Source organism: Glutamicibacter sp. NPDC087831, from assembly GCF_044742845.1.
Lineage (GTDB): Bacteria > Actinomycetota > Actinomycetes > Actinomycetales > Micrococcaceae > Glutamicibacter.
Window position 1 is genome coordinate 441,765 of the sequence record NZ_JBIUVH010000001.1, and the last position, 18,476, is coordinate 460,240.

The 18,476-nt window shown below is 60.6% G+C and carries 13 protein-coding genes; 8 read left to right on the top strand and 5 right to left on the bottom strand.

Translation table 11 applies throughout. The features are described from left to right. Positions 1 to 3 precede the first annotated feature (3 nt). The 3 genes from ACIOJF_RS02220 to hemL all read left to right on the top strand — a co-directional run bounded on the left by ACIOJF_RS02220 (position 4) and on the right by hemL (position 3,153). The gene (locus ACIOJF_RS02220; protein ID WP_105657511.1) at positions 4 to 795 is read left to right on the top strand and encodes a uroporphyrinogen-III synthase; all 792 of its coding nucleotides are present in this window, start codon (positions 4 to 6) and stop codon (positions 793 to 795) included. Between the two features lie 62 nt (positions 796 to 857). Next, complete coding sequence (hemB, locus tag ACIOJF_RS02225) at positions 858 to 1,841, top strand: porphobilinogen synthase (RefSeq protein ID WP_105657510.1); 984 nt, start codon at positions 858 to 860, stop codon at positions 1,839 to 1,841. 4 nt (positions 1,842 to 1,845) lie between these two features. Continuing rightward, entirely contained in the window at positions 1,846 to 3,153 is a 1,308-nt protein-coding gene (hemL, locus tag ACIOJF_RS02230) for a glutamate-1-semialdehyde 2,1-aminomutase (RefSeq protein ID WP_400288341.1), read from the top strand. Between the two features lie 176 nt (positions 3,154 to 3,329). On the opposite strand, the gene ACIOJF_RS02235 is transcribed toward hemL, so the two are convergent. The 4 genes from ACIOJF_RS02235 to ACIOJF_RS02250 all read right to left on the bottom strand — a co-directional run bounded on the left by ACIOJF_RS02235 (position 3,330) and on the right by ACIOJF_RS02250 (position 6,873). Beyond that, entirely contained in the window at positions 3,330 to 4,178 is an 849-nt protein-coding gene (locus ACIOJF_RS02235; RefSeq protein WP_105657508.1) for a MetQ/NlpA family ABC transporter substrate-binding protein, read from the bottom strand. Positions 4,179 to 4,281: 103 nt separating this feature from the next. Next, positions 4,282 to 4,947: a methionine ABC transporter permease gene (locus tag ACIOJF_RS02240; RefSeq protein WP_105657507.1), complete on the bottom strand. Its 666-nt coding sequence runs from the start codon at positions 4,945 to 4,947 to the stop codon at positions 4,282 to 4,284. A gap of 3 nt (positions 4,948 to 4,950) precedes the next feature. Beyond that, the gene (locus ACIOJF_RS02245) at positions 4,951 to 5,943 is read right to left on the bottom strand and encodes a methionine ABC transporter ATP-binding protein (RefSeq protein WP_105657506.1); all 993 of its coding nucleotides are present in this window, start codon (positions 5,941 to 5,943) and stop codon (positions 4,951 to 4,953) included. A 246-nt stretch (positions 5,944 to 6,189) separates the two neighbouring features. Beyond that, positions 6,190 to 6,873: a 3'-5' exonuclease gene (locus ACIOJF_RS02250; RefSeq protein ID WP_105657505.1), complete on the bottom strand. Its 684-nt coding sequence runs from the start codon at positions 6,871 to 6,873 to the stop codon at positions 6,190 to 6,192. An 88-nt stretch (positions 6,874 to 6,961) separates the two neighbouring features. On the opposite strand from ACIOJF_RS02250, the gene ACIOJF_RS02255 reads away from it, so the two are divergent. From ACIOJF_RS02255 to ACIOJF_RS02265, 3 genes are read left to right on the top strand one after another with little or no spacing between them, the layout of a single operon-like run. Beyond that, positions 6,962 to 7,351 carry an MGMT family protein gene (locus tag ACIOJF_RS02255; protein WP_166650728.1) on the top strand — a complete coding sequence of 130 codons (390 nt, stop codon included), beginning with the start codon at positions 6,962 to 6,964 and terminating at the stop codon, positions 7,349 to 7,351. Further along, on the top strand, positions 7,348 to 10,560 hold the full coding sequence (locus ACIOJF_RS02260) for an ATP-dependent DNA helicase (protein WP_133833705.1): 3,213 nt from the start codon (positions 7,348 to 7,350) through the stop codon (positions 10,558 to 10,560). The genes ACIOJF_RS02255 and ACIOJF_RS02260 overlap by 4 nt, the downstream gene beginning before the upstream one ends. After that, positions 10,557 to 13,874, top strand: a complete 3,318-nt coding sequence (locus ACIOJF_RS02265) for an ATP-dependent DNA helicase (RefSeq protein WP_105661508.1) — start codon at positions 10,557 to 10,559, stop codon at positions 13,872 to 13,874. The genes ACIOJF_RS02260 and ACIOJF_RS02265 overlap by 4 nt, the downstream gene beginning before the upstream one ends. A 23-nt stretch (positions 13,875 to 13,897) precedes the next feature. Here the strand turns inward: ACIOJF_RS02265 and ACIOJF_RS02270 are convergent, their stop codons facing one another. Beyond that, on the bottom strand, positions 13,898 to 15,208 hold the full coding sequence (locus ACIOJF_RS02270) for a phosphotransferase (protein WP_105657502.1): 1,311 nt from the start codon (positions 15,206 to 15,208) through the stop codon (positions 13,898 to 13,900). A gap of 259 nt (positions 15,209 to 15,467) precedes the next feature. On the opposite strand from ACIOJF_RS02270, the gene nudC reads away from it, so the two are divergent. Then, on the top strand, positions 15,468 to 16,304 hold the full coding sequence (nudC, locus tag ACIOJF_RS02275) for an NAD(+) diphosphatase (RefSeq protein ID WP_286134575.1): 837 nt from the start codon (positions 15,468 to 15,470) through the stop codon (positions 16,302 to 16,304). Further along, positions 16,301 to 18,424 carry an ATP-dependent DNA helicase UvrD2 gene (locus tag ACIOJF_RS02280; protein ID WP_105661506.1) on the top strand — a complete coding sequence of 708 codons (2,124 nt, stop codon included), beginning with the start codon at positions 16,301 to 16,303 and terminating at the stop codon, positions 18,422 to 18,424. Before nudC ends, ACIOJF_RS02280 begins: the two co-directional genes overlap by 4 nt. The last annotated feature ends 52 nt before the right edge of the window (positions 18,425 to 18,476 follow it).

Below are 18,476 nucleotides of genomic sequence, written 5' to 3' on the forward strand. Positions count from 1 at the left end.
ACCATGGCTTATCAAGTACTGATCCTGCGCAACCCGGCACGTGCCGCGGCCACCGTGCAGGAATTCGATCGGCTGGGCATCACCTCGTGGTGCGCCCAGCTGATCGAAACTGTTTGGCCCGCCGACCGCAGCGCATTGCAGCGCATGGCCAGCGATCTGGTCGCCGGAGACTACTCCTGGCTGGTCTTCACCTCGGTGAATACCGTCAAGGTGGTGCAGCAGGTGCTGGCTGGAGCGCTCCTGCCGGAGCAGCTGCGTCTGGCCTCGGTTGGAGAGAAGACCACCGAGGCCATCAAGCGGCACTTGGGCCGCAGCGTGGACTTCGAAGCTGAAGAGCAATCGGCTGCCGGCATGCTTGCGGCATGGATCCCTGAGCCGGGTGCCAGGATCTGCTATCCGCACGGCGATCTGGCCAGCTCCACGCTGGCTGATGGGCTGGGCAAATACCCGGTGCAGGTCAACGAATTCATTGCCTATGAAACCGTGGATGCCCCGGCGCCCGGCACCCCGGTCTCTGAGCCGGAAGCGGCAGCCGGACTCAACGTCCTACCGGCGAACCGGATCGGTGACAGACTGGAAGAACAGGATTTGGTGGTCTTCTCGGCGCCCAGCGTGGTCCGCCGCTTCGTGCAGCTGGCAGGGACGCAGCTGCCCGGGAAGCTGCAGACCATCGCGATTGGCCATCCAACGGCCCGGGCTATGGAGCGTGCCGGGCTGCCGGTGCATGCCGTGGCCTCCGCTCCCACCCCGCAGGGCCTGGCCCGTGCGGCCCAAGATTTGCTCCGGCACCGGTAACTCCGGGACCGGAAGTGTGCACAACGGAATAAGAAGTTATGAGAACTGGAGAAAGAGGAGCCATGGGTTTCCCTCAGCATCGCCCGCGCCGGTTGCGGCAGAATCCTGCCATCCGCCGCCTGGTGGCAGAAAATGAGCTTTCGGCACGCCAACTGATCTTGCCTGCCTTCGTGCGCGAGGGACTGGTCGAACCCAACGAGATCACCTCCATGCCGGGGGTCTACCAGCACACCATGGACTCGCTGAAGGCTGCCGCGGCGTACGCGGCCGAGCTGGGGCTGGGTGGCATCATGCTCTTTGGCATCCCGGAAGTACGCGACGAGAACGGCTCGGCCGGTCTGGACCCGCAGGGCATCTTGAACCGCGGCATTGCCGCGGTGCGCGCCGAGGTAGGCGATGAACTGGTAGTCATGTCCGATGTCTGCCTGGATGAATTCACCTCGCACGGCCATTGCGGCGTGCTCGATGCCCAGGGCAACGTGGATAACGATGCCACCTTGGAAATCTACGGCCAGATGGCAGTGGCCCAGGCCGAGGCCGGCGCCCACATGCTGGGCCCGTCGGGCATGATGGACGGCCAGATCGGCGTCATCCGCCAGGCACTGGATGCTGCCGGGCGCCAGGATGTCTCCATCCTCGCCTACAGCGCCAAGTACGCCAGCGCCTTCTACGGCCCGTTCCGCGAGGCAGTGGACTCCCAGCTGGTGGGGGACCGCCGCACCTACCAGATGGATTCGGCCAACCGCAGCGAAGCGGTGCTGGAAGCTGAACTGGATATTGCCGAAGGCGCGGACATGATCATGGTCAAGCCGGCCATGAGCTACCTGGATATCGTGCGCGATATTGCCGATATTTCCCCAGTTCCAGTCTCCGCCTACCAGATTTCCGGCGAGTACTCGATGATCGAGGCCGCCGCCGCCAACGGCTGGATTGACCGCAAGGCGTCCGTGCTTGAATCGCTGCTGTCGATCAAGCGCTCCGGTGCCCAGCAGATCCTCACCTACTATGCAGCCGAAGTTGCCGGCTGGCTCAAGGAAGGCAAGTAATAACATGTCGAACTCTGAAAAGCTTTTCGCCGAAGCCCGCGAAGTCATGCCAGGTGGCGTGAACTCCCCGGTGCGCGCCTTCGGTTCGGTCGGCGGTGTTCCTCCATTCATGGTCGGTGCCAAGGGCGCATACCTGACCGACGCCGACGGCAAGGAGTATGTCGACCTGGTGTGCTCATGGGGTCCGGCACTGCTGGGCCACGCCCACCCGGAGATCCAGGCTGCCGTGCACGCGGCCGTGGACCGCGGTTTGTCCTTCGGCGCATCCACTCCGGATGAGGCCAAGCTCGGCGCGCTGATCAAGTCCCGCATGGGCGGGGTGGAACGCGTGCGCATGGTCTCCACCGGCACCGAAGCCACCATGACCGCCGTCCGCCTGGCCCGCGGCTACACCGGCCGTGACCTTGTCATCAAGTTCTCCGGCTGCTACCACGGCCACCTCGATGGCCTGCTGGCCGACGCCGGCTCGGGTGTTGCCACCCTGGCCTTGCCAGGTTCCGCCGGCGTGACCGCTGCCACGGCAGCAGAGACCTTGGTGCTGCCCTATAACGACCGCGCCGCCATCGAGGCGGCCTTCGCCGAGCACGGTGCGAATATCGCTGCGGTGATTACCGAATCTGCTCCGTGCAACATGGGTGTCGTAGTTCCAGAGGACGGATTCAACAAGTTCCTGAAGGAAACTACCGCCAAGCACGGCGCGCTGCTGATCCTCGACGAGGTCCTCACCGGCTTCCGCGCTTCCTCATCGGGCTACTGGGGCCTGACCGGCAAGGAAGAGGGCTGGAACGCAGACCTCTACACCTTCGGCAAGGTCATCGGCGGCGGTTTGCCCACCGCGGCCCTGGGCGGACGCGCTGAGGTCATGGACTACCTGGCACCATTGGGTCCGGTCTACCAGGCAGGCACGCTGTCGGGCAACCCGGTAGCGATGGCTGCCGGCATCGCCCAGCTGACCCACGCGACCGAGGACGTCTACGCGCACCTGGCCAAGCAGTCCGAGGCGCTGCAGGGTGCCATCACCGAATCCTTCAATGCTGCTGGCCTGGACCACTCGATCCAGCGCGCCGGTACCTTGTTCTCGGTAGCATTCGGCACCTCCGAAAGGGGAGTGCGCAACTACGCTGACGCGCAGGGGCAGGAAGCCTTCCGCTATGCACCGTTCTTCCACTCGATGCTGGACTCCGGGGTGTACCTGCCGCCAAGCGTCTTCGAAGCATGGTTCGTCTCGGCGGCCCATGATGATGCCGCAATGGAGAAGATCTTCGCGGCCCTCCCAGCAGCTGCCCGGGCCGCTGCGGCCGCCACGGCCTAATTGCAGGCTCCCGAGGGCAACAGCCAGGGCCAGGCAGGCACCGTGAGGTGCTTGCCTGGCCCTGGCTCATTTAAGCCTGGAAAGACGGTGGGAAACGGAACTGCCCGAGTTCCGTATACGGAACTCGGGCAGTCAAGGTTCAAGCGTTCGGGAATGCCCCGTGGCTGGAAACCGGATTAGAAAGCGGCGATAACGCTGCCGTCGGTCCAGGTCTTCTCGATGTAATCGCGGACCTCATCGGAGTGCAACAGCTCTTCAAGCTTCGCAACAGCCGGGGTCTCTTCGCCGTCGCGCCAGGTCAGGAAGTTGGCGTTGGGGTTGTTCGCGCCCGACTCCTGGGCAAGCATCTCTGCTTTGTCCAGCTTGGCCTGGACGATGTAGTTGCCGTTGATGACCGCCAAGCCGATGGAATCATCGGACTTGTAGTACTGGACGACCTGCTCGGCGTTGGCGTCAGTGATTTCGAGGTTCAGCGGGTTCTTGTCCGCGTTGCCGTTGACGGTCAGCAGGGAATCATCATCGCTGAGGTTCTGCAGCAGCCCTGCTTCTTCCAGGACGCGCATGCCGCGGATCTGATTCACCGGGTCGTTGTTCAGCAGTACCTTGGTGCCTTCTGCGACGTCCTTGGCGTCCTTGAACTTCTTCGAGAAGACGGTCATTGGCTCCACATGAACGCCAGCGCCGTGCGCGAACTCGTAGCCCTTTTCCTTCATCTCGGTAGCCAGGTAGGCCTCGGTCTGGAAGTAGTTGGCATCCAGCGAGCCGTCGGCAAGTCCGGTGTTCGGGGTGACGTAGTCATCGATCTCCATGACTTCCAAGTCGATGCCGGCTTCCTTCGCCAAGTTCTCATCGATGAAGTTCAGGATGTCTGCCTGTGGGACCGGGCTGGCGCCTACCTTGATAACCGTAGGGTTTGCCGGATCCAGGGTCGCTGCAGCATCAGCAGTTGGTTCGCTGCTGCCGCAAGCAGTCAGGGCGAATGCGGTGGCAACACCGGTGATGGCGAGTGCGAGTTTCTTGCGCATAACTTGTCTTTCCTTAGGTAGAGCCGTGAGGCACGATGCGAGTGGATTTGCCGTGTCCTCAGCGGTTCCACGGCTCCGCCGGATAGACCGGCGGAAGTTTTGACTAGCGGTGATCGACCTTGCGGGCGATCGCATCACCGATGACCTGCACCAGCTGGACCATGATCACGATAATCACGATGGTCGCAAGCATGATGGGCATGTTGTAGCGGACGTAGCCGTAGTTGTAGGCCAGACGACCCAAACCGCCACCGCCTACCAAGCCAGCCATCGCGGAGTAGCCGATCAAGGTCACCAGAGTGGTGGTGACGGCCGAAATGATGCCGGGCATGGCTTCAGGCACCAGGACCTTGCGAATGGTTTGCAGCTTGGTGGAACCCATCACCAGCGCGGCATCGACCTTGCCAGCGGAAACATCGCGCAAGGCGGTTTCCACCAGGCGGGCGAAAAATGGGACCGTGCCGATGGTCAAAGAGACCGAGGCAGCGATCGGGCCCAGCGCGGTGCCGATGAGCATCGCGGCGAACGGAATCAGGGCGACCATTAAGATGGCGAACGGGACGGAACGGGTGATGTTCACGATCACCGTGGAGAGAATCGCGTTTAGCCAGCGGACCGGCGCCAGTCCGCCTTTGCCAGTGACATGCAGCAAGATACCCAGCAGCAGTCCGATGATCACGGTGATCACACCTGAGATCAAGACCATCTGCAGGGTTTCGACGGTCGCTTGGCCTACGGCCTTGAGTACGGTGGGGGTGAAGAAATCCATTGCTTACTTGGCTCCCTTCACGGTTACGGCGATGCCGGTGGACTTCAGGTGGTTCACGATTGCATCCAGATCCGCGTCGGGAGCCAGCTGCAGGCGCAAGTGCGCGTACTGCTGGTTGCCAAGCTGCTCGACCGAACCAGCCAAGACATTGACATCGGTATTGAACAAGCGGGCAATGGAAGAGATGACAGGCTGGGTCGCCTGGCCGCCGGTGTAGAGCAGGTCCAGGATCGGTCCTTCGCCCTCGATGCGTGGTGCGTCGCCCGGAAGCGGGAGCAACGTGGAAGCCAAAGTGCCTTCGGCGTTGGTGATGACCTGTTCGATATTGCCGTGCTCCACGATCTTGCCGCCTTCCAGCAGCGAAACGGAATCGCAGGCTTGCTTCACGACGTGCATTTCGTGGGTAATGATCAGCACGGTGATGTTCAACCGATCGCGCAGCTTCTTGACCAAATCGAGGATTTCATCGGTGGTCTTCGGATCCAAGGCACTGGTCGGCTCATCACAGAGCAGGACATCCGGATCGGTGGCCAGCGCCCGGGCGATACCAACGCGCTGGCGCTGGCCACCGGAAAGCTGGGATGGGTACCCTTTGGCGAACCTGGTCAGGCCCACGAGCTCCAGGAGTTCAGCGACCTTGGCATCAATTTCGGCTTTGGGCATGCCACCAAGCTCCAGCGGGTATGCCACATTCTGCTCGGTGGTGCGCGAGTCGAAGAGGTTCGCGTGCTGGAAAACCATGCCAATTCGACGTCGCGCATTCCGTAACTCGTCGGTGCTGACGTTGGTCAGCTCCTTGCCGTTAACGGCAACGGTTCCGGATGTGGGCTGGTCGAGCAAGGTCAAGCAACGGACGAGAGTGGATTTACCCGCTCCGGAATGTCCGACGATGCCATGAATTTTCCCGGTAGGGACTTCAAGGCTGACACCATCAAGGGCAACAACATCCTTGCCGTCTTGCTGGTAGACCTTGCGCAGGTCACTGACTGTGATCACTAGGCGTGTTCCTTCAGATTCTCAAAGGGTGTAGAGAGTACCCTCCATTGAATCATCATCGAACAAAATCGCCCGAATCAAGGGGAAATTACAGTCAAGATTCTTAGTATGAGGCCTTAATGGGGGAGCCTTCGAATATAATTTGTTGATTTGTGACAGAAAATGAACGATTGGCTTCCGCATGGTGGTCGCGAGGCCTGTTGACCCCATGTGAAACGGGGCACAAGAAGCTGATTATTTCAATCTTTACGACTCGGTGATAGGCCAAGCGCCGTCGACAACAGCTTCAGGCTTCGTCTTGCGCAAGTATTTCTGGAAACTTTCTGCCTGTTCTTTCGCCCAACCGATCTGCCAGCCGTGCAGCACCATCGGATCTACTTGCAACTGCGGATAGCGTTCGCCCAGCTGGCGAGCGACCTCGACGCAGGCAACTGCATCGGCCAACGAGGTGTGCGCATTTTCGAGGACTACACCGTAGAACTCGCAAGCCGCCGCAAGGGTGCGCTTCCCCTTGCGGAACTTGTCAACCTGCTTGTCGATGATGAACGGATCGATCACATTGCCCGGGAAAAACGGCTCAAGGTCGTAGCGAACGGCTTCGCTGTAGAGCACTGAGAAATCGTACGAAGCATTAAAAGCAACGATTGGCGCTTGCTCCGAGGCGAACTTCAGCAAATTCAAGATCTCCTGAACGGACTGTTTCGCCGGGGCACCGTCGGCGCGGGCTTTCTCGGTGGAGATTCCGTGAACTGCGGCCGCGGCCTCTGGAATCTCGACCCCGGGGTTTACCAGCCACTCGCGGTTGTTCACCACTTTGCCATCGGCATCCAGCAAGACAACCGATGCCGTAACGATGCGTGCAGTATTGGTATCAACACCAGTGGTTTCCAAATCAAAGCCAATTGCCAGGCCCTTGTGCCATTCAGTCATGGATATAACGCTACAGCCAAGGCGGGACAGGACGGCCCTGCGAATTGCGTGTTGTGGAGTCCTGCAAGCTAATTGGCAGAATAGGGCTATGACATCTGACGCAGCCGAAAAGCCCCTGGACTATTCAGAGGCGGTGCATCGCCTCGCAGCACTCGTCCCGGCAGGGGCGGTGCTCAGCTACAAGGACGTGGCAGAACTTCTCGGAAGCGGGGGAGCACGCCAAACGGGCAAGGCGATGGCAAGCGCGCCGGAAGGGACACCATGGTGGCGGATTATCCGCTCCAACGGTTCCATGGCCGATGCGCTTGCCGAAGCAGCAGAACGGCACTGGATCGCAGAAGAACTGGCAGCACCTGGCCGTCACGTGAACATGAATAGATACCGCTGGAACCCCAACGACTGGGCGTGGGAAAAAATTGACGCGCTGCGTACGGCGCTGGGCAACCCCAAAATGTCCGAGATGGATGATCAACTATGAGTATGGAAGAGACCCGAAGCCAGCCCCGCGAAGAAGCCACCTCGGTCCTTGGCCACTTGCATTCGGTGGAAAGCCCGGTCCTGGTCACTGGGGCTCCGGGTACCGGCAAGACCCATCTGCTCATCGACACCGCGGTGGCGCACCTTGACGCCGGGCTCGATCCGCAGGCCCTCTTGATCATCGGGCCAACTCGACTGACCGCTGCCTCGATCCGTGATGAGCTCAGCCGCCGAGCAGAACGGACTTTCACCGAACCGGTGGTTCGCACCTGGTCGGCTTATGCCTTTGACTTGATCCGCCGTGCCCGCGTTGAAGGACTCTTGCCCCAGCTCGAACGCATTCCCCGCTTGCTCTCCGGTCCGGAACAGGACACCCTCATCGGCCACCTGCTGGAAGGCCATGCCGAAGGCCTCACCGAAGGACCGCAGTGGCCAAGCGAACTGGCGCTGGCAGTAGGGACTCGCGGCTTCCGCAAGGAAATCCGCGAGTTCTTCGACCGTGTTTCAGAGCTGGGATTGGAACCTGCAGACATCGCTGACCTCGGCCAGCAAGCCAACCGCCCCGAATGGCACGCTGCTGCGCTGTTCTACCAGGAATACCGCGACCTGCTGGACTTGGGCAGCGCCGAAGCCTTCGACCCGGCAGGGCTGATTACCCGGGCGGCACAAATTCTGGAAGACAATGAAGCGTTCCTGCACGCAGAACAGGACCGGTTGGCCCTGATCCTCGTGGATGACCTGCAAGAAGCCACCCTGTCGCAGCACCGCCTCCTGGCTCTGCTCGGCAAGGACCGCGCCATGGTCGCTTTCGCTGCACCCGACAGCGTAGTTCAGGGATTCCGCGGTGCCCGCACCGATGAATTGCATCGTTTCGCACAGAATTACGCGAGTGCTGGCGAAGCGACCTGCCTCGAACTGACCCACGGCTATCGAATGTCTGGACAGATCACCGAGGCATGGAAACGGATCGTCAGCCGCGTGCCGCTGGCTGCAGGCTTGCGCGGACGAGCTATTGAGCCGTTGAACGTGCCGGAACACGAACTGTGCCAGGCACTGGTATTCGAGAATTCCACCTTGGAAGAACGTTTCATTGCCCAGCGGATAGTGCATCTGAACCTCTACGAGAACCGCAGCCTCGCTGAAATTGCGATTGTGGTGCGCAACGGTTCACAGGTGCGCTCCTTCAGCCGTTTTCTTGAAGGCCAGGGAATCGGCGTGCAGGTGCCGCCGGCCGAAATTCCATTGAAGGATGAAGGTGCGGTCCGTCCGCTGCTTGACCTGTTGAACTTGGCGTTCAGCGATTCTGTCACCGATGACCCGCTCCTGATGCAGAACCTGCTGCTGTCGCGTTATGGGATGAGCACTGCCTTGGAAATCCGCCGGATCCGCCAGCTCTTGCGCCAGCAGGAAGCCGCAGCCGGCGGACGCCGCTCCAGCCAGGAGTTGCTTGAATCCTGCCTGCGTGAACCGGCAATGGCCGAGAAATTGGGCAAGCCGGGTTACGGATTGAACCGGCTGCTGAAGATGTACTCCGCGCTGCAAGACGAACTGGCCAGCGGAACCGCTACACCGGAAACAGCGCTCTGGGTGATGTGGGAGGCCTCGGGCCGGGCAAAGGCCTGGCGCGAAGAGGCCCTGGGCACCGGCACTGCCGCCCGCCGCGCAGATCATGACCTGGATGCTGTCCTGTCGCTTTTCCAAGCCGCAGAACGTTTTGTGGATCAGCTTCCCGGCGCCAGCGTCCAGCAGTTCATCGAGCACATCTTGCAGCAGGAATTGCCCATGGACTCCTTGGCAACCCGTGCTGCCGGTGGGCAAACCGTCACGGTTCTCACTACCGCTGCCGCTGCCGGAAAGCAATGGCCAGTGGTCTTTATCCCCGGGCTGCAAGAAGGCTCCTGGCCCAACCTCCGGCTCCGTGGCGAGCTGCTCGGTTCCAATGCGCTCGCCGACGCCGCGGAGCATGGCATTGAATTCCTGGCCACCCGAACGCCAACGCATCTGGTACGCCAAATCCGCAACGACGAATTGCGCAGCTTCAGCAATGCCGTCTCCCGTGCTGGAGACCAGCTGATTTGCACGGCGGTCGATAACGAAGACAGCCAGCCTTCCTCTTTCCTGGATCTGGTCGAGCCACCGGGGCCAGAAGGCAGGGAACCAACCGCGGTTCCGCGCATCCGTTCGCTTCCAACCTTGGTGGCAGAGCTGCGCAGCACCGCCGAGAGAGCCAGGGCCGCCGGCCTTGGGGCAGCGCCAGCGCCGGACGATGTGGAAGCAGCTAACCTGTACCAGGACGCCACCCACGTGCTTGGACGCCTGGCTCAGGCAGAGCGCCCGGTGCGAGGAGCGCATCCAAGTTCCTGGTGGGGGTTGCGCGAACTGACTACCCATGAACCGGTTATCCCGGAAGACCAGCCTCGGCGGGTGTCACCGTCGAAGGTGGAAACCCTGGTGAAATCGCCGCTGAACTGGTTTGTGCAAAGCGCTGGTGGAACCGCTGCCCGCGATTTCGCGGCCTCCTTGGGTACGCTGATCCACTCCATCGCCGAAGAGCATCCCGATGCAAGCGGAAGCGAATACCAGCAGATCCTGGAGCAACGCTGGCCAGAGCTGGAAAAACTGGAGAACTGGGAAGGTCAAAGGGACTTCGACCGTGCCAATAGCATGCTCAAGAAGTTCGCCGCCTACTGCGTCACCATGCGCCAAGAAGGACGCGAACTGGTGGCTCGCGAGATGCCGTTCCAGATCGAGGTCCCGGCCCCTGACGGCACGCATATCCAGCTTCGCGGAATTATCGACCGCGTCGAAGCTGACGCCAACGGCAAGGTGAGGGTCGTTGACCTGAAAACCGGTTCCACTGCGCCATCCAAGGACGCAACCTTGGAACACCCGCAGCTAGGCGTCTACCAAACCGCAATCCAGCTCGGCGCGTTGCAAGATCACGAGGAAACTGCAGGACTCCCGGATGAGCCAGCCGGCGCATCCTTGGTCTACGTCGGTACCAGCACCAAGGGCGCCTCGGTCCGTGAACAACCATCAATTGGTGAAGGGGACTGGGCCCGCGCGCTCATCTTCGAAGCTGCCTCGCTGATGGGAAACAGTGAATTCATCACCCGGCACGTTTCGGGAGCCGCAGGGATCCTCGGCAACTGCACGCTGCCTGAAATCTGCCCTTTGTGCGCCCAAGGACGACAGGTCACCGAACCATGAGCAATATCAGATTCACTCCAGAAGAACTCTCCGCAGCCCTGGGCGAGCAGTTTCCGCCCACCGCGCAGCAGGCTGAGATAGTCGCTGCGCCATTGGAACCGATGCTGGTCATCGCCGGCGCCGGCTCGGGCAAGACCAAAACCATGGCGGATAAAGTCGTCTGGCTGGTAGCCAACCAGCTGGTCCGGCCGGAAGAGATTCTCGGGGTGACCTTTACCCGCAAGGCAGCGGGAGAGCTTTCCGTGCGTATCCGTGCCAAGATCGCGCAGCTTGTGGCCACCGGTCTGCTCAGCCCAGAAGAAACCCGGGACTTCCTTGACCCTGCGGTATCCACCTACCACTCCTACGCCAACACCCTGGTCCAAGACCATGGGCTGCGGCTTGGCCTTGAAGAAGACAGTGCCTTGTTGGGCGCGGCCCAATCATGGCAGGTGGCCCACTCGGTGCTGGAAAGATACACCGGCAACTACGAGCACCTGAACAGTGCCACCAGCACACTGATTGATGCCATCGTTTCCTTCAGTTCGGAAGCATCCGAGCACTTGGTCACCGCACCTGAGGCCCATCAGTGGATTGATGACCTGGTGGCACGCCTGCGCACCTTGCCGATGGACGCAGAGAAGCCCAAGAAAACTACCCAAGCAGCCCTCAAGCTCATCGACAAGCTGGCTTCACGTGCCACCATCGCTGAGTTGGCTGAAGAGTACGCCCGGGAAAAGAAGCGCCTCGGGGTGATGGACTACGGCGACTTGGTGGCCCACGCAGCGCGTATCGCCCAGGAGGTGCCGGCAGCTGCGCTCGCCGAACGGGCTAGCCACAAGGTGGTGCTGCTGGATGAATTCCAGGACACCTCGCACGCGCAGATGGTGCTCTTCTCTCAACTCTATGGCGAAGGCCATCCGGTCACCGCGGTGGGTGACCCTAACCAATCCATCTACGGATTCCGCGGGGCTAGTGCCGGTCAGCTGTTCCGATTCCCAGAAGTCTTCCCGATTGTTCGGGACACAGGCCGGGACGTCGCCCACGTGAAGCACCTGACCATCGCATGGCGCAATACCGTCAACGTGCTCGCGGCAGCGAATAGCATCACTGCCGGCGGGCCGCAGCATCAAGGCCCGGTCTCGGTCAAGCCCTTGGATTCCTCGGCGCATGCCAAGCCAGGTCGTGTGGTGCTCAACCGTTGCGCAACGGTTCGCGACGAGGCAGACGCCATAGCCGACATGATTGTTGCCGAGAATAGGGCATCTTCCGAGCCGAAGACCAGTGCGGTGCTCTCGCGAAATCGTACCCAGTTGAGCATCATGGGCGAGGTGCTCGCTGAGCGGGGCATCAAATACCAGCTCGTGGGACTATCCGGATTGCTGAGCACCCCTGAGCTCACCGACCTGGTCTCGTACCTGCACGTGCTGGTTGACCCGCTGCGCTCCGACAAGCTCATGCGCTTATTGGCTGGAGCGCGCTGGCGGCTGGGTGCCGCAGACCTGATGGCCTTCGCCGATTGGTCCCGCCAGCTGGAACGGCGGCGAGCCCGCGGGCTGCAGCCAGACCCGGCAGAAAGCGAAGAGGCGCAGAGCCCCGAAGAAGCAGTGACCGAGGCGGCCCGCGCCGAACTCAATGATGCGGCCAGCCTCGTCGAAGCACTGGACTTCCTGCCCAGGGAAGGGTGGACCAGCAATGACGGCAGGACCATTAGCGCAGCGGGCTACGAGCGCTTGGCGGCCCTGCGCGATGAACTCGCCGGCCTGCGGCTGCTGGCCAATGACGACCTTGAAACGCTGATTCGCGAGACCGAACGCGCCATGAACCTGGACATCGAGGTGGCTGCCCGTCCGTGGATATCTCGAGACAAGGCGCGAGCCAACCTCGATGCCTTCGCCGATGTGGTACGCGAATACTGCCGCAATGCGCCACGCGTTGAACTGTCCGGCTTCTTGATGTGGCTGGAACAGGCCGCCGAAAAGGAAAAGGGACTACCGCTGCCAAGCGAAGATGCTGACCCCGCGGCAGTCCAATTGCTGACGGTTCACGCGTCCAAGGGATTGGAATGGGACATCGTGGCGGTGATGACCTTGAACGACGGGGTGTTCCCGGGTTCCAAATCCGACCGGTGGACCAGCGGTGACAAAGCGCTGCCCTGGGAAATCCGTGGCGACGCCCGCGACCTGCCCCAATGGGACACCGAACAGCCGGCCTTGAAGGAACTGCTGGAAGCCGAATCGGTCTTCAAGGACCAGGTAGAGGACCACCACATTGCCGAAGAGCGTCGCCTGGCCTATGTTGCGGTGACCCGCGCCAAGTCATTGCTGATTTGCAGTAGCAGCGTCTGGACGAGCACCCGTACCAAGCCAACCGAGCCATCAGAATTCTTCACCTGTTTGCTTCCGCTGGCCGAAGGCGAGGAACCCCAGGCGGAGATCGGGGTCTGGGTGAAGGACGAAGAAGCGCCGGAACAAAACCCGAGCACTTTGACGCCCCTTGAAGCGCTGTGGCCGTACGATCCATTGGAAGGCCCCGTCGTCACGGGGGGAGTGCAAAAGACTCCATACCCGTATTCACGGCGCAATGTCATTGCGGAAGTGGCGAAGGATCTCGAATCCGTTCCAACAGATCATGAGCCGCTGACCAGCTTCGGGAGGCAGTGGGCTGAAGAAGCCGAGAAACTTCTAGGCCAGCGCGAGTTCTTGGCTGGCCGTGAGCGCAGCATCGAGGCACCAGAGCATGTGCGTGCTTCATTGTTTGTCGAGCTGGCCGAGGACCCGGTTGGGGTACTGGAAAACCTTCGACGCCCGGTGCCGCGTCGACCGGGGCTCGCTGCACGGCGCGGTACCGCGTTCCATGCCTGGATTGAAGAGTTCTACGAGAAGACGTCAATGCTTGATCTGGGAGACCTGCAGGATCCGGCAGATGGCTATCTTGATGAGGCGCTGGACCTTGAATCCATGAAGGAAGCGTTCCTATGCAGCGAATGGTCCAAGCTGCAGCCGGCCTATGTCGAGGTTCCATTGGAGACCCGTGTGGGTCCGGTGGCTGTGCGTGGCCGCATTGATGCCGTCTTCCGGATGGACGACGGTACGTGGCTGATGCTGGACTGGAAAACCGGTCGAGTTCCTAGCGGCAAGGATCTGAAGAGCAAGCTGGTCCAGCTCGCGGTGTATCGTCTGGGCTGGTCACGCCTGCACGGAATCCCGCTAGAGGAGATCAAGGCCGCCTTCTACTATGTGGCGGCGGGCATTACGATCCACGCGGAGTATCTCTCCGATGAGCAAGAACTGGAACAGATGATCAGCAGCGCGTTTGAACAGCTCGAAGGCTAGCCGCTCAGGACGCTGGGAAGTCTTTACTTCTCGGCGTCCTCAACAGGCTTGTTGTTCTTTTCAGCAGGCTCAGCCGTGCTCATTGGCCGTGCGGCAGCTGACTCGGCCTCCGCTGCATCACTATCGTGTTCGGCGGCCTTGGAGGCGGGTTCATCCTTCGCAGGCGAACTGTTCTTGGCATCAGCCTGAACAGCATCAGATTTTGGCTGGTCACCAGACTCCTCTGGCGCGGCCTGGACATTGGACGCTGTGCTTCGGGGTGTTGCGGAGTTCGGCGATTCCGCTGCCAGGGGAGTGACCTTGTCGGTGTTAATGCTTGGCGCGGCGACGGCGGCCGGCTTTTCCGGAGCCTTCTGGGCCGGTGCTTCTGGCTGGGGAGCCAAAGGGCGCGGAGCTTCCACGACCGACAATGGCTGGCCACCGTACTCCGCGATGTTCTGGTCCAATTCGCGTAGCATCTCTTCGGCCTCGGCGATGCGCTCGTAGTCCTTGGAATCCAAAGACTTCACCAGCCACTGCGCCAGCGCGAATTCGGCGGCCAGCGCGGCGCGACGCATGATGTGCGGATCCGCAGCCTTGCCGCGGGCTTCGACATAGGCGGTGAAAACGCGCTCGCTGAAGCTCTGGTCTTCTATGGCCGAAAGCCAAGCGAAGTCATCAGCGGGATCACCGACGTGCAAATCTGTCCAGCCCTTGACTGCAGTGATGCTGGAATGGGAAATCTGCAGCTGCTCTTCATCGAAGTCGCCGTGAACTACGGCAGCGTTGAAACGCCACAGCGCCACGTCCTCCATGGCGTGTTCCCAACGGCGCAGTAAACCGCTTGGCACCTTGCCCGTAGCCGCGGCCGTATCCAGTTCGTTGAGTTTGCGCTGTCGAATCTCGTCGGCAGTGTAGGTCGGCAGGCCTGCCACTTCAACAGCTTCATCTGGGATCTGGTGGATGGCAGCCATGCATTGGCCCAGCGACTTGGCCAGGTTGCTGCCGACATCAACCAATTCATCGAGGGTCGGAACGTGTCCGGGCATATCCTTGTAGACAAAGGTGCGCAGTGGGCCCTGGCGCACGGTGCCGGCTACGGCAGGCAAGGAAAACGGCAGTGAAGCGCGGACCTTGGCGGAGAAAGCGCGCAAGGCCGAAAGCTCTGCTTCCAGACGCATGCTTGCCTCGTCATGCCGAGGTGAACGAACGCGCCAGCGATGCTTGAGTGCGTCGACGATCAATGCTGAGTCAAAATCTTCTGCATCGTCGGACAGCGCCGCGAAGCCTACCGGAGTCAATCCGGGGACGGCGGCGGTGGCAATTGCGGCGAGTTCCATGGCAGTGCGTTTCACAAGTTCCACCGTATGCGAGATTCCCTTTTCTATCGTTGAATGACGCACGGAATATGGCGGGATTCACCGGCAACATTCAGAGTTGCGACGAATCTCATTGATCAACAGCTATCCACATTGAGCAAGCATCAAGATTCTGGAGCGCTATGTGCATTAGGTTAGAGGTATGGCTCTGGCAGAAACTTATCGAACCCCACTTACCGGACTTCACTTCGGACAGTCTCTGATTGAGCGCCCACTGACCGAAAAGCAAGACCCGATGCTTTTGCCTGGCCTATTTAAGCAGCGCAGCACCAAGGTGCTGCTGATCAGTGGTGGTGGCGCGGCAACTATCGGCTCTGATCTCTTCTTTCTCAACGGCACGGACTACCTCGCAAAAGACTCCGAGCGCCAGGTGTACCTGGGGCGTGCATCAGGCACGGAATACGTTCTGGCTCTCGTTGATGCCGAGGACTATGCCTCCAGCGGCATCGAGCGCTGGACGACGCTACGTGAAGGCTTCAACCTGCTCAATGAACTGCATGCAGAACTCTTCGTTGAAGCGCAGGCGATCGCCAATTGGATCCGTTCAGAGAAATTCTGCCCACGCTGCGGTTCACCCGTTAGGGCTGCCACCTTCGGGTGGGGCCAGCGTTGCGTGAACAATGACCACGAGCTTTTTCCACGTACCGACCCGGCAATCATTGCCTCGGTGATCGACAGCCAAGATCGATTGCTGCTCGGATACAACGCCACCTTCAAGCACCGGATGTACTCGGTGCTTGCAGGATTCGTCGAAGCAGGGGAGTCCCTAGAGTCTGCTGTGCGCCGCGAGATCTTTGAAGAATCCGGTGTGCGTATTGGAGAGGTCGCCTACCGCGGTTCCCAGCCCTGGCCAATGCCGCGATCGCTGATGCTCGGTTTCGCTGCTGAAGCCTTGAGCGAAGAGCTGGTTCCGGATGGTGCAGAAATCATGGACCTTCGCTGGTTCACACGAGCCGAACTGCGTGAAGCTCTGGAATCAGGAACAATAGATATACCGCGCGGAGTCTCGATAGCCCACGCATTGATCCGTACCTGGTACGGCGAACCCCTTCCGGAGGCCCTGAGCAAGTGACCGAATACGACAATCCGCCAGCAGACAATTTGCTGGCGGGACTGGATGCTGAACAGCGGCAAGCAGCTGAAACCCTCAGCGGTCCACTGTGTATTCTGGCGGGCGCAGGAACCGGCAAGACCAGAGCAATTACCCACCGGATCGCCCACGGCGTGCATACTGGCATCTACAACCCGACCAGTGTTCTCGCGCTGACTTTCACCACGCGTGCAGCTGCGGAGATGCGTACCCGCTTGCGTCAGCTCGGCGCACCCGGCGTGCAGACGCGTACCTTCCACGCAGCTGCCTTGCGCCAGCTGCAGTACTTCTGGCCGCAGGCCGTTGGCGGTACCCTGCCGAACTTGGTAGAACACAAGGCCCCGCTCATTGCGGAGGCGGCGCGTCGCCTGCGCATTTCCAGCGACCGCGCCATGGTCCGTGATCTGGCTGCGGAAATCGAATGGGCCAAGGTCTCCATGCATACCCCGGAAAGCTACGCCAAGATTGCGTCTTCCCGAGAACTGCCCAACGGTCTCGAAGCAGTGAGCATGGCCCGCATCTTCCAAACCTACGAAGAGCTCAAAGATGACCGCGGAGTTATCGACTTTGAAGACGTACTGCTGCTGACCATTGCAATTCTTGAAGACAATGAAAAAGTCGCAGCCAGTGTACGCCAGCAGTACCGCCACTTCGTCGTCGACGAGTACCAGGACGTTTCGCCGTTGCAGCAACGGCTCCTGGATCTCTGGCTTGGCCAGCGCAACGAACTGTGCGTGGTGGGCGATGCCTCCCAGACCATCTATTCTTTCACCGGTGCACGCCCAGACTTCTTGCTGAACTTCGGCACACGGTTTCCGGAAGCAAAGGTCGTGAAGCTGGTACGCGATTACCGCTCCACTCCTGAAGTCGTGAACCTGGCGAATAAGGTGCTTGCTAATCGGCGCATTGAATCCCAAGTCCCTGACCGTAACGTGACCTGGCCCGAACCACTGGAACTCATCGCGCAACGCGATCACGGTCCGGCCCCTGAATTCTTTGAAGCGACGGATGACGAAAATGAAGCCGAGGAAGTCGCCCAGCGCATCAAGCAGCTGCTCAAAAACGGCCAGGACATCTCCGAGATTGCCATCTTGTACCGCACTAACGGGCAGTCCCAGGCTTTTGAGCAAGCACTGACGGCGTATTCCATCCCCTACGTAATGCGTGGTGCCGAGCGGTTCTTCTCCCGTCGCGAAGTCAAGGAAGGGATGCTGGCCTTGCGGGCCGGCTTGAGCGTCGCCGCAGATACTCCGGTTGCGCAGATGGTGCGCGATGTGCTCTCCTCGCACGGCTACTCGGCGAATGCCCCAAGCGGCGGCACTGGTGCGGTGCGCCAGCGTTGGGAATCGATGTCGGCACTGGTTCGCCTGGCCGACGAAGTCGTTGCGCTTAAAAAAGAACAAGACATTGATGCCACATTGCACGATGTGGTCAAGGAATTGGAAGACCGCGCAGCGATCCAGCACGCGCCAACTCTGGATGGCGTCACCTTGGCATCATTCCACGCAGCCAAGGGGCTGGAATGGGATGCTGTATTCCTGGTTGGATTGAACGAAGGCCTGGTCCCGATCTCCTATGCCAAGGACCAAGCGGGCTTCGATGAAGAACGGCGGCTGCTGTACGTGGGTATTACCCGCGCACGGAAGCACCTGTACCTGTCCTGGTCGCTGGCAAGGACCCCGGGCGGACGCGCGCACCGATACCCATCACGATTCCTCGATGGAATTAAATCGGTACGCCAAGCCAGCAGCAGGCAGCAGACCACCTACCGCAAACGCGAACAGAAAATCACGCCCGCAGTCTGCATGACCTGTGGATCCTTCTTGACCAGTGCAAAAGAGCGAAAGCTCAAACGTTGCGCCTCGTGCCCTGCTGCCTATGATGAAGCGTTGTTTGAGACTTTGCGTGAATGGCGATCGGAGGTTGCCCAATCCAACGCGGTCCCGGCATTCGTCATATTCACCGATGCAACCCTCATGTCCATCGCGGAGCACCAGCCGGATTCAATCCAGGGATTGTCGAAGATTCCCGGGGTGGGACGTAGCAAGCTTGAACGATATGGCGAGGCGGTGCTTGCGGTCGTTGACGAGCGCCGCGCATAGGGTTCTCCACAAGTTGGCGAATTGGTCCGAAGCTGTTCAGGCTAGGACGTAG